Here is a 10,561-nt window from a genome sequence, read left to right on the forward strand (position 1 = left end):
TTTATAATGTTTCCTTCACGGAAGGATGACGGATCGGCAGGGTCGCAATCCTCCATATCCTCGGAGGCGCGGCGCTTCGCCTCGCGGTAGGCGTCGTCCTCGTTCTCGGCGTACAGCTCGTAGTCCCAAGGGAGCAGGACGCGGACTTGGTAGCGTGGCATAGGGTTATTCTTCGGTATATCCGTCGAACCATTCCGTGGAGCATCCGTTGCGACCCTTCGGATGTGTTGAGCTGGAAGTCGCGGGGTCGGAGCAGTGCTTCTGCGCGGCCCGGAGGTCCATTCCCGTTTTTTGAACCCGCGCCGTCCGGCCGTCGAAATAAAATCGGACGATTTAATACGATTTCATATTCGTTCTCGATTGAATTAGGGGCGAGGCGCGCCAGGAACGGTTCGACTTCCTCGCTCCGTAGCGTGATGGCGCCAGGGTTCGTGACCAGCCCGCCGTTCACCCATACGGAAAGCGTGGTGTGAGCGGGGTTGCGCGTCACGATGCGGACGTGGATGCGGATGTTGCCCTGTTTCACAGCCTCGCCCGCCGCGAAGCCGGCGGCGTAACCGGTGTCGTAGGCGGAGGAGCATTGCTCCTCGACCATGCCGCCGAACTCCTCCAGGATTTTCTTCCGCTCGTCCTGCATATCCTGCATATCAGCGGTTCTTCAGACGGCCGGTCGCGCGCCATTCGCTCAGCGTTTTGTAACCGCAGTGCAGATCGCGCTCGATGCCGAGGCCGAGATGTCCCTTGCATTCCTCAAGCTCGTCGAGCAAAAAATATCCCCACTCCTGCTCGAACCCGTCCACGAGGCCGAAGAACGTCCGCGTCTCCGGTTCGTATTCTGTGGCGTACCAGGTCCAGCTCCCCGTCGGGTCGAAGAACTTGGCCACGATGAGCGGATCCGCGTTGCCTTCCTGCCGACCAACGTCAGCGAACTTCTTTTCCAGCTCCTTGGTCATCAACTGCATATTTATCGCGTTGAAAAATGAAGGTCGGCGAGGAAGCGGTTCACCTCCTGCCAGAGGATTTCCGTATTGTTGATTGCCTCCAGGCACTCGCGTTGAGCGGGAGATAGGTCGTCCCAGCAGAACACGCCGTCTCGGCGTACCAGGCTGTCAGATGTTTCTTTTGTCCGGCTGTGAGTTTGCGCATAGTTACGGCGTAGGATTTAGACCGGTGAACAGGGCGAGCGCGATGAGGAACGCGAACAGGGCGGCGGAGCGGACGCGCCCGACCGCGCGCCGGCGCTCCTCGTCCTTCCAGGTGATTTGCTTCATACGGTAGAAAAACAAAAACCGCGCGGGACTTATTCGTCCCGACGCGGCCCGCCGTAGCGGTTCGAAATAATGCGGCGCGCGATCTCGATGCCGATGCCGGCCTCGATGCGGATGAGATACAGGTTGCGGCGCGTCTTCGCGCCCTTGTCCTTCATGGACTGGTCCTCCATGGCAATGCGCGCTTCCATCTCATCCTGGAAGGTCGCAAGCTCGACGCGGTTTTGATCACGAAGCAGGAACGATGGCATATATTTCAGACTTTCTTTTGCGGCTTAGGCGCGGTGCAGGTCAATGACTTCCTTCGCGAGCTTGAGGTCGCTACGGATATCCCGCATCCCCTGGAAGGACTTGATGAGCTTATCCATGACGTCGCGGGGATACTCGCCGAAGGCGATGTCCTCAAGCTCGTCGATGGCGCGGGAGAGCTGGGCAATGGCGTTGATTACCTTGGTATCGTCGTTCTTCATATTTCAGACTTTTAGTGAGCAAGGATTGGCCCAGGCCGATCTGCGTTTTGGAGCCGTTGCGGAACGGACGTTCTCCCGAAGGAAGCTTCCGTTTGCCCATAGCCGGCACTTTCAACGATCGTACCCGAACCAATCCCTGCCCGCCCTTGCATCCTATCATGTTTCCGGCAACTTGTCAATGCCTGACCCTAGTTTTCCGCTAAAGCTAGCATAATTTCCCCGTTTCGGCGGCTCACTCCCGCGCGCGCCGGCGCGCCTCGCGGATCTCCGCCCCCCTGCGGCCCCATTCCTGGCGCTGGGCTTTTGTCGTTGCCTTTGTTCGCGCCCGCCCGCCCATGCGGGAAAGCTCCACGGCCGTCAATTCAGTCTTTTTCATACCATCCCATCCTATCATGTTTCCGGCTACATGGCAATGGGGCGGGGATCGGCGGGCGGGGATAGCTTGTGGATACCCGCCCATGGCATAATCCTCCCAATCAGGCATAATTGAAAAACCCTCCGGTGAGGGGGGTTTTCAATGGAAGCTCAGAAGGTCGGCACTTTTGCTAGCCCACGCTTTTGGTGTGTTTTCACAGCGTACCACAGGCTCCAAAACAGCGCAACCCTGTTTATAGGGATCTCCCGCCGTGTCCATGCGCGCCGCGTCCGCGCGCCGCCGACCGCAAGCACGGCGGCCACAGCGGGAGATCCCTGCCAACAGGCGGGCGTCAGCGAAGGCCTTCCGTAGGTCACCTGGGACGTAAAATTGCAGGCAATCGACTACGGACGATACCCAGCCGGAGAGGATGTTCCGGCGAGGTTCGACAGACAATGGCGGCGAGGGCGATTGCAACGCCCGAACCAACAAACAAACTGCCAACCAATCCGCTCACCATTGCGGGGCCAGTTTCAGCTACCCTTTTTATCTCGGCTGTCTGACAGCGAAGACAACTCAGCGTGAGGATTGACAGCAGGGGTTCAAAAAAAGAATGTATTACCTGACAGGAAACTTGATACAATGCCTACATGAGCATCTTCGAAGACAAGACGCCGGAACAACTCGACGCCCTCGCCGAGGATTTGATCTTCATGCAACGGGAGTTCGGCAAGCTGGGCTTCTTCGCCTATCCCGCCTTCGGAACCCTGCTTGGCATCGTACGGGGCGGCGATTTCATCAAGGGCGACACGGACATCGACATAGCCTGGCATTCGCCAGCGACTACGCGCGCCGGCGTCGGGCGCGAGACGCTCATCAACTTCCACGCGGCGCGGCGCAGGAAGATCCTGGCCTTCGTCCACAACTATGCCGGCACAATGAAGGTCGAACGGCGCTCCGGGGAGCAGGTCACCTACGGGGATTGGGAAATTCCAAAGAGGGAAACGCACTCAGAGTTCAGGAGCAAGGAGATGAAGTGGGGAAGCTACCTCATCAAATGAATATGAAGCCGAAGCTGATACTCAATGCTGGAATTTACGACCTCTGCCACAAAGGCCACATCAAATTATTGCGGGCGATGGATGCGATGCGGAAGAAAGGCGGGGACGGCGGCAAGCTCGTCATCGTCCTTCACGACGATGAGAGCGCATTCAAAATCAAAGATAAGGTTCCAATCCAGGACCAGTATCAACGCCTGCGGAACCTGCGCCTTGTCATCGCGCCGCATGAAATCGTCTTTTGCTCATCTACCGACCCTGGAAAACAGTTCGAAGCGATTTACGCTTGGCACAACGAGACGCACGACATCACCTATGTACGCGGCGACGACCTGACTGAGAGCTTCCCCGGAAGCAAGACACTCGACCGCCTCTGCATCCCGATTTGCTATTTACCGTATACGAAAGGCGTGTCCAGCACCTACCTCCGCGAGCAATTGGAAAACCTATGACGCTCGTCCTGCTCCTCGCGCTTCACCACCTCGCCGACGTGGCGTTCCAACCGAGCCGGCTCATCACGGCCAAGAAGAAGCACCTCTGGGCGCATTACGAACACGCCTTTTTGTGGGCGGCGACCGTCGCGCTCGGCCTCATCCTGACGGGCCGGTACGATCCGTGGGAGTTCGCCTTCCTGCTCGTCGGGCATCTCTGCATCGACAATTTCTTTTACCGCGTCCTTCCGGCCCTCAAGGGATGCGAGAAGAAGTACGGCTGGGTCTACGCGGACCAAGCCCTCCACTACCTCCAAATCCTAATCGTCTGGCTGTGACCTCCGGCGCTTCCAGTAGCACAAATCGCAAATCCCTTCCGCCTTATGGGGTCGGTCCTTGGTCTTGCACAGGCGGCAACGCGCCTTCACCTTCCGCGTGAGATAGAATTTCCATTCCATAATCTCCCATGGTACACTTCCGACGGTGCGCTAGCAATAACGGCCTATGCCAATCCTGAACTACACGACGAAAGTCGCGGTGAGCAAGACGGTCGCGGAAATCCAAGGATGCCTCGTCGCGCACGGTGCTACGGCCGTCCTGTGCGAGTACGGCGACGCCGGCGAAATCATCGCTCTGTCGTTCAAAATCCGCGTCGGGGAGCAGGACATCAGTTTCCGCCTCCCGAACGATTGGCGACCCGTCGCGGCGATACTGGAGCAAAACAAGAAGGTTCCTAGGTATCTGTGCAACCAGGAACAGGCACTCCGCGTCTCCTGGCGCATCATCAAGGATTGGGTCGAGGCGCAGATGGCGCTGGTCGCGGTAAGGATGGTGAAGACGGAACAGGTATTCCTGCCGTACGTCATCACCGGAGACGGTCAGACGCTTTACGAGCGGTTCGAGAAATCCCCGCAGTTACTGCTGGGAAAATGACGGCCTATGACACACGAAGAAAGACTGCGCCTCGTGAACGACCTGCTCAACGGCGATACTGCCTTCGATGCGGACTGCGTAGAGCTTGATCTCATCCACGGGAAGCCCGTCACGAAGCGCGAGAAGGCGTTCGCCGATCTCATCATGCGCCTCTACAAGCTCGTCCATCCGGCGTTCAGCTCCTGCGGACATCCCAACTGGGAGGCGGATAACGCGAATTTGAAAATCAACAGATATGAGTAGGTTTGATAGATTTGTATAGGTTTCGCCGCTTCCCGCCAGCGTCCGTTTATAAGAACCAGCACGGACGCTGGCGGGAGGTGGACGATGCCGCTCGACGAAGACGAAGCCGAACACGCCGCGACGTGCGATTACGACCCTAGCGTCTGCCCGGACTGCATACGCATCTCGGCCAAGCTCGCGCGGACGGGCGAAAGCATCCGCGATTTCGACCAGTCCCAGGAGGACGATCCATCGGACGAAGCCGATTGACGCCCTGCTCGGCGCGCTCATCCTGCTCATTTTCCTGTGGTGGCTGGACGACTAAGGGGGCATCCGTACTCGGCTCTGCCCCATTTCCTTACTATGACGACCCTCAACCTGCTCGGCTTCTACATCGTGATTTTCGTCCTCGCCCTCGTCGCTTGGGCCTATGTCCTCAACAAGGGGGACGAGGCGCGCTTGCCCGAACCGTGGACGGAAAAGGAGCTACGGACGATAGTCATCATCGCGGGCCTCACCTGCCTGGGCCTTTACCTGTTCCTATGAAGCTGGAAGTCCCCGGCCTCCCGCCCACGCTCAACGCCATGAACCGGAGCGTCAACCGCTACGCCCGCACTGCCACGAAGGACGAGTGGCGCGCCCGCTACGGCTGGGCCTTGCGTGCGGCCAAGTGGAAGCGCCTGCGCACGCCGATCGCCTTCTACGTCCTCCAGTACAGCCGGCGGGAGCGCGACGCCGACGCCCTTTCAATCACAGCCAAGTTCATGCTCGATGCCATCGTGGATGCCGGCCTCCTGCCCGACGACGGTCCCCGCTACGTCCGCAAGCTCGTCCTCGTTCCCCGCAAGGCGGCCAAGGGCGAGCCGGAGCGGACCGTGTTCATCGCGCAGGAACCTTCCCCGTCCGCGCCGAATGTGGCACTATAACAAGTGCGGGAGGGAGGCACGGCGTCTCGCCGGTTTCATACGCCGGTCCAGGCGGGTTCAATTCCCGCTCCCGCGCCCAAAAATTATTTCTATGGCATCAAAACCTTTCAGCGATCCGCCGACCCGCGCCCACGCCTACGAGAACCTCCGCGACTTCGCCGAAGTCCTTCCCGACCACTGGTGGCTGGAGGCCGGCACCTGCCTCGGCTTCTTCCGCGAGGGCGACTTCATCGGCCACGACCTGGACCTCGACTTCGGCATCCTCGCCGAGGATTTCAGCTGGGACATCGTGAACGAGCTGGTCCGGCGCGGCTTCGGCATCCACCGCGTCTACGGCGCCCGCGACCACGGCCTGGAGATCCGCATGGCCCGCCACGGCATCAAGTGCGACATCTTCCTGTTCTACCGCAACGGGGAGGAGCTGTGGCACGCCGCCTGGCGCAACGGCGGCGCGGATTTCAAGCGGGACATCATCTACCTCGTCTTCGAGCGCGCCCTGCTCATGGATCGCGCCGCGCTGGAAATCGAAGCGCCCGTCGGCCCGCCCATCCACGCATTCGTACCGGAGCGTACGGAGGACTATCTCCGCGCCCGCTACGGCAAGCATTGGGCGGAACCGAACCCGAACTGGCGCTGGGACCTCGACCCGCGCTGTATCGTTCCGAAATACCGTCCTGCACAAAAATGACGGCCCGCCAATAAGGAGGAGGCCGGATTTTTCGCTAACCTCTGCGGAATTATATGTTGACGAAGCTGATAATCAAATTGCGTTGCTGGGCCGGCTTCCATGAACGGGGCGGCGCGATCCAGGTCATCTTCAACGTCCGCGTTTTGACCTGCCGGCATTGCCGCAAGGCGTACGCAAGCAAACGATTATAAAATAACCACGCATGTATGAAAGCAGTCAGCATCAAGCTCGACCACAAAGAGTGCCAGACCGACATCGAGGTGAGCATCGCCGTTACCTATTTCCTCAAAGGCGAGGGCAAGAAGGAAAGCATCACGCTGTGCGACGACCACTACTTCCGCATCCCGAAGCCGAACAAGCGGAACCTGGAGGACATCCGGCGCGGAAAGCGGCCGAAGCTCAAGGCGCCGAAGCTCATCAGCAAGCGCTAGGGTATGCAGGACGTCACGCTCATCGTCAAGACCTTCCAACGGCCGGATTGTTTGCGCCGCCTGATGGAGAGCGTGCGTTCCTTCTATCCGACCCTCCCCGTCATCATCGCCGACGACGGAGAGACGGAAGCCGGCTATACGGATCCGTACACGACCGTCATCCGCCTGCCTTTCGACACCGGCCTGAGCGCCGGCCGGAACGCGGCGCTGGCGGAGTGCAAGACGCCGTACTTCCTGCTCGTGGACGACGACTTCATCTTCATCCCGCGCACGGACATCGGCCTCATGCGCCGCCTCCTGGAGCAGGAAGGGCTGGACATCCTTGCCGGCGCGCTCACCCAGGACGGCGGCAAGACCGTGGACCACTACGAGGCCGACCTGGTGCGGGAAGGCCCGACGCTCCGCTATGTCCCCTCTCCTCCCCAGGAAGGACCGGTCACGCGCCATGACCTCGTGTTCAACTTCTTCCTGGGCCAGACGGATCGCGTTTCGGCCGTGGGCTGGGAGCCGGAGCTGAAGCTGGCCGAGCACACGGACTTCTTCCTCCGCGCCAAGGCCGCCGGCCTCAAGGTCGGCTACTGCCCGCTCATCGTGGCCGAGCACGGGCGCGAGCGTCCGGGGAATTACGGCCAGTGGCGCCGGCGCGGTGGTGAATACTTCAAGCGTTTCATGGCCCTGCGCGGCCTTACGCGCGTGGAGAACGTCCGGGGAGAAGTGACCACCATCCCTTCCAGGACGGGTGTCACCTTCCTCATCACGACCTTCGGCCGGAAGGAGAGCCTGTTCCGCCTGCTCATGTCCATCGCCCGCCACGCGCCCGACGCCGTGATTTGCATCGCCGACGACGGGAAGCCGTTCGACGCGAAGTGGTACCGGAGCGCGTTCGCCCAGCTGGAAGCCGCCGGACTGCGGAACAAGCCGACCGCCTGGAACGTCGGCTGGGACAAGGGACTGAGCTACAAGCGCAACTTCCTCGTCGCCAAGGCGCAAAGCCCGTTCGTCCTCATCCTCGAAGACGATTTCATATTTACGGAGGAGACGGACGTCTCGGCCCTCCGCCAGATACTCGAACATGACACGACGATCGGCATCGCCGGCGGCGGGGTCCGCAACGACGCGGGCAACCTCACGCGCTTCGTCGGGGACGTGAAATACAGCGCGCGCAAGCGGGAAATCCGCCTCCGCCGGCGCAAGAAGCTGGACTGGAGCGCGCTCCCGTGGGAAGCGGAACGCACCTACGCCCGCGTCGGCGTCATTCCCAACTTCTTCCTGGCCCGCCGCGTGGCGCTCCTGGAGAACCAGTGGGACCCGGACATCAAGATACACGGGGAACACAGCGACTTCTTCCTGCGCTTCAGCGGATGGGGCGTCGCCTACGTCCCCAGCGTCACGGTTGAACACGCCCATTTCAAGGACCCGGAGTACGAGGCGTTCCGCCGGCGCAAGGAGTTCCTCGCCGTCATGCTGAAGAAGTGGAACGCCGATCGCCTCGTCATCTTCGGCACGGCCCAGGAGCCGGACGGCCAGGGCGGAGTGAGGACTTACCGCGCTTATAACGAGTAACCAAGGACCTATGCCCGATTTCAAACAGGAACACATCGACGAGCTGTTCGGAATGTACGCCACGCTCTCCGACGTCCAGGCCGTCATGGACGAGCAGGTGAAGACCGCCAAGGCCCAGCACGGGGACGTGCGCATCACCGTCCAGCGCGGCGACGAGGAGCAGGAAGTTCCGCAGAAGGCGCTGTGGGAGGAATTGTATTACCTCGGCTGGGACAGCCCCGCCGCCAAGGATTTGGAAGCGCTGTACCCGGAATTGTTCAAGACCCACGCCCACGAGCAGGAGCTTATCGCCGGCATCAACGCCTATGAGGAGCTGACGTTCGGGTTCACGCACGGCCAGATGACCATGCCGAACGTCCTCCGGCTCATTCAGGGATGCATCCGCGTCGAGATGGAAAAGGCGTCGGCGTGATATGACGCCCCTGGTCTGCATTCCCAGCAAGAACCGCATCGGCTACACGGCCGGTAGTTATTTCCCGGAGCACAAGCTTTTCGTCGAGCCGCAGGACGAGGCCCAGTACCGCCGCGCCCATCCGGACAAGGATCTCGTCGTCCTGCCGGAGAACGATCGCGGCTTCGGTTACGTCTGCGAGCAGATGAACCGCTACGCCTTGGAAAACGGACACCGGTACTGGCTGTTCGTCGATGACGACATCCGTAAGATGAAGGATCGGACAAAGGCGCCCTTCGACCGCCGCCGGTTCCTCTCCCGCGCCAGCGACATCCTCGGCCGATACGACCTGGCCCAGCTCGGCGTATCGTTCCAGGGCCACAACTGGCACTTCAAGGGCGACCTAAAGTTCGACACGGCTTGCTGGTGCGTCGTGTTCAATGATGCGGAGAAGATAGCCGCCGCCGGCGGGTACGACACGGACAACATCCTTTTCAACGATTACGAGATAACGGCCCGCCTGATCCGCAAGGGGTTCCGCGCCGCCAATTGGTACGAGTACATGGTGGACCACCAGATGGCCTCCATGGAGGGCGGGGCCAATACGTTCTACAAAAAGAAGCAGTTCGTCCTGAATGAGGCGCTGAAGCTCGCGCGGAAGTACGGCCATCTCTGCCGCCCGATCTTCCATGAAGGGCATCAGCTCACGGAGGTGCGGATGCGATGGGCCGAGCTTCGGAAGGAGGCGGAACGCGCCGGCCTGCGCGACCCGAACGACCCTAAGGAAATAACCTTCTAGCCTATGTCCGAAGTCAGCCCGATCATCGGCCGTACGGAAGTACGGAAGCTCAAGGACCTCAAGCCGTGGGCGAACAACCCGCGCGACATCACGCCCGACGCCTACGAGCGCCTCAAGGCCAGCATCGCGCGCGGACAGTTCAAGCCGGTCCTCGTCCACGAAGACGGCACCGTCCTCGGCGGGAACATGCGCCTCAAGGCGTTCGGCGAGATGGGCGTCGAGGACGTCTGGTGCATCGTCGTCAGCGCGCCCACGGAGGAGGAGAAGATTGACTACGCCCTGCGCGACAACGACCGCGCCGGCATCTACATCCGCGAGAAGCTCATCGGCCTCAGCCAGGAGTTCCCGTCCTTGGACCTTGACCGGTACAGCGTGGACATGGGCGTGAATATGAGCCTCGCCGCCGTCATCGCGGAAGGAATGCCCGTCGAAATGACCACGGACGTCAGCGATCGGGACGCGCTCAAGGAAAAGTTCGACAATGCGACCATCAAGCAGATCACGCTGTATTTCGGCCTGGAGGAATACGAGGACGTCCTGAGCCGGCTCCAGGTTGTCATGGACGCGCGCGGCCTCGGAAGCCACACGGAAGCCGTCCTCCATATCTTGGAAACCTATGAAAACGCTGGAGCTTGAGCGGAAGGCAATAAACCTCAAGGATTTCAAGCACCGCCCCGCGCTGGAAAGCGATTTTGATACGCTCATCCGCGAGAGTTGCGTCGTCACGGAGAAGGGCCGGATACGGATCGTTTACCTTGATTTGGATTGGGACACCCGCGACCTCGTCGCCGCGCTTGGCCGTATCAAGTACGCGACGGGGAAGCGAATGCACGGCATCGTAAGCACGAGCCGTATCTTCGGGTATAAACCGCGCCTGGAGATCCGCCAGGATTACTGCAATTCTGCGAGTATGAACCGCGAGCATCCGCGCGAAACGGAGCTTGTCCTCGAATACGGCCGGCGCGTGGCGCAGGAATACCGCGCGGCCCTGCCGGAGCTATATGCCGCCCATGAAAGCGCGGTCGC

22 protein-coding genes and 1 tRNA gene are annotated in these 10,561 nt (G+C 60.6%); 17 read left to right on the forward strand and 6 right to left on the reverse strand.

Going from position 1 to position 10,561, the window contains the following annotated elements; genetic code table 11:
* Position 1: 1 nt before the first annotated feature.
* The 6 genes from Q8Q08_12950 to Q8Q08_12975 form a co-directional block, all read right to left on the reverse strand.
* Positions 2-646, reverse strand: a complete 645-nt coding sequence (locus Q8Q08_12950; GenBank protein ID MDP2654922.1) for a hypothetical protein — start codon at positions 644-646, stop codon at positions 2-4.
* Position 647: 1 nt separating this feature from the next.
* Entirely contained in the window at positions 648-962 is a 315-nt protein-coding gene (locus tag Q8Q08_12955; GenBank protein ID MDP2654923.1) for a DUF2958 domain-containing protein, read from the reverse strand.
* A gap of 186 nt (positions 963-1,148) precedes the next feature.
* Entirely contained in the window at positions 1,149-1,271 is a 123-nt protein-coding gene (locus tag Q8Q08_12960; protein ID MDP2654924.1) for a hypothetical protein, read from the reverse strand.
* Positions 1,272-1,300: 29 nt separating this feature from the next.
* The gene (locus Q8Q08_12965; protein ID MDP2654925.1) at positions 1,301-1,519 is read right to left on the reverse strand and encodes a hypothetical protein; all 219 of its coding nucleotides are present in this window, start codon (positions 1,517-1,519) and stop codon (positions 1,301-1,303) included.
* A gap of 24 nt (positions 1,520-1,543) precedes the next feature.
* Entirely contained in the window at positions 1,544-1,738 is a 195-nt protein-coding gene (locus Q8Q08_12970; protein MDP2654926.1) for a hypothetical protein, read from the reverse strand.
* Positions 1,739-1,970: 232 nt separating this feature from the next.
* Positions 1,971-2,114: a hypothetical protein gene (locus Q8Q08_12975; GenBank protein MDP2654927.1), complete on the reverse strand. Its 144-nt coding sequence runs from the start codon at positions 2,112-2,114 to the stop codon at positions 1,971-1,973.
* Positions 2,115-2,743: 629 nt separating this feature from the next.
* Between Q8Q08_12975 and Q8Q08_12980 the strand changes: the two genes are divergently transcribed.
* The 17 genes from Q8Q08_12980 to Q8Q08_13060 form a co-directional block, all read left to right on the forward strand.
* Complete coding sequence (locus Q8Q08_12980) at positions 2,744-3,154, forward strand: hypothetical protein (GenBank protein MDP2654928.1); 411 nt, start codon at positions 2,744-2,746, stop codon at positions 3,152-3,154.
* A gap of 2 nt (positions 3,155-3,156) precedes the next feature.
* The gene (locus tag Q8Q08_12985) at positions 3,157-3,603 is read left to right on the forward strand and encodes a hypothetical protein (GenBank protein ID MDP2654929.1); all 447 of its coding nucleotides are present in this window, start codon (positions 3,157-3,159) and stop codon (positions 3,601-3,603) included.
* Positions 3,600-3,920: a DUF3307 domain-containing protein gene (locus Q8Q08_12990; protein MDP2654930.1), complete on the forward strand. Its 321-nt coding sequence runs from the start codon at positions 3,600-3,602 to the stop codon at positions 3,918-3,920. Before Q8Q08_12985 ends, Q8Q08_12990 begins: the two co-directional genes overlap by 4 nt.
* A 166-nt stretch (positions 3,921-4,086) precedes the next feature.
* Positions 4,087-4,515 carry a hypothetical protein gene (locus Q8Q08_12995; GenBank protein MDP2654931.1) on the forward strand — a complete coding sequence of 143 codons (429 nt, stop codon included), beginning with the start codon at positions 4,087-4,089 and terminating at the stop codon, positions 4,513-4,515.
* A 6-nt stretch (positions 4,516-4,521) separates the two neighbouring features.
* Positions 4,522-4,758 carry a hypothetical protein gene (locus Q8Q08_13000; protein ID MDP2654932.1) on the forward strand — a complete coding sequence of 79 codons (237 nt, stop codon included), beginning with the start codon at positions 4,522-4,524 and terminating at the stop codon, positions 4,756-4,758.
* Between the two features lie 84 nt (positions 4,759-4,842).
* Entirely contained in the window at positions 4,843-5,007 is a 165-nt protein-coding gene (locus Q8Q08_13005) for a hypothetical protein (protein MDP2654933.1), read from the forward strand.
* Positions 5,008-5,100: 93 nt separating this feature from the next.
* Positions 5,101-5,283 carry a hypothetical protein gene (locus Q8Q08_13010; GenBank protein ID MDP2654934.1) on the forward strand — a complete coding sequence of 61 codons (183 nt, stop codon included), beginning with the start codon at positions 5,101-5,103 and terminating at the stop codon, positions 5,281-5,283.
* Positions 5,280-5,663: a hypothetical protein gene (locus Q8Q08_13015; protein MDP2654935.1), complete on the forward strand. Its 384-nt coding sequence runs from the start codon at positions 5,280-5,282 to the stop codon at positions 5,661-5,663. The genes Q8Q08_13010 and Q8Q08_13015 overlap by 4 nt, the downstream gene beginning before the upstream one ends.
* A 4-nt stretch (positions 5,664-5,667) precedes the next feature.
* A tRNA-Met gene (locus tag Q8Q08_13020) sits at positions 5,668-5,742 on the forward strand.
* A gap of 12 nt (positions 5,743-5,754) precedes the next feature.
* Entirely contained in the window at positions 5,755-6,351 is a 597-nt protein-coding gene (locus Q8Q08_13025; GenBank protein MDP2654936.1) for a hypothetical protein, read from the forward strand.
* Positions 6,352-6,404: 53 nt separating this feature from the next.
* Positions 6,405-6,542 (forward strand): hypothetical protein, encoded by a 138-nt coding sequence (locus tag Q8Q08_13030; protein ID MDP2654937.1) that lies wholly within the window; start codon positions 6,405-6,407, stop codon positions 6,540-6,542.
* Between the two features lie 15 nt (positions 6,543-6,557).
* The gene (locus Q8Q08_13035) at positions 6,558-6,782 is read left to right on the forward strand and encodes a hypothetical protein (GenBank protein ID MDP2654938.1); all 225 of its coding nucleotides are present in this window, start codon (positions 6,558-6,560) and stop codon (positions 6,780-6,782) included.
* A gap of 3 nt (positions 6,783-6,785) precedes the next feature.
* Positions 6,786-8,345, forward strand: coding sequence for a glycosyltransferase (locus Q8Q08_13040; protein MDP2654939.1), 1,560 nt, complete (start codon positions 6,786-6,788; stop codon positions 8,343-8,345).
* Positions 8,346-8,355: 10 nt separating this feature from the next.
* Positions 8,356-8,757: a hypothetical protein gene (locus Q8Q08_13045; protein ID MDP2654940.1), complete on the forward strand. Its 402-nt coding sequence runs from the start codon at positions 8,356-8,358 to the stop codon at positions 8,755-8,757.
* A gap of 1 nt (position 8,758) precedes the next feature.
* On the forward strand, positions 8,759-9,535 hold the full coding sequence (locus tag Q8Q08_13050) for a hypothetical protein (GenBank protein MDP2654941.1): 777 nt from the start codon (positions 8,759-8,761) through the stop codon (positions 9,533-9,535).
* A gap of 3 nt (positions 9,536-9,538) precedes the next feature.
* Complete coding sequence (locus Q8Q08_13055) at positions 9,539-10,171, forward strand: ParB N-terminal domain-containing protein (protein ID MDP2654942.1); 633 nt, start codon at positions 9,539-9,541, stop codon at positions 10,169-10,171.
* Positions 10,152-10,561: hypothetical protein (locus Q8Q08_13060; GenBank protein ID MDP2654943.1), on the forward strand; the 410-nt coding region annotated here is incomplete at its 3' end. The genes Q8Q08_13055 and Q8Q08_13060, both read left to right, overlap by 20 nt.

The sequence above is a fragment of the Candidatus Omnitrophota bacterium genome, assembly GCA_030688425.1.
Classification (GTDB): Bacteria; Omnitrophota; Gorgyraeia; order Zapsychrales; family JANLHA01; genus JAUYIB01.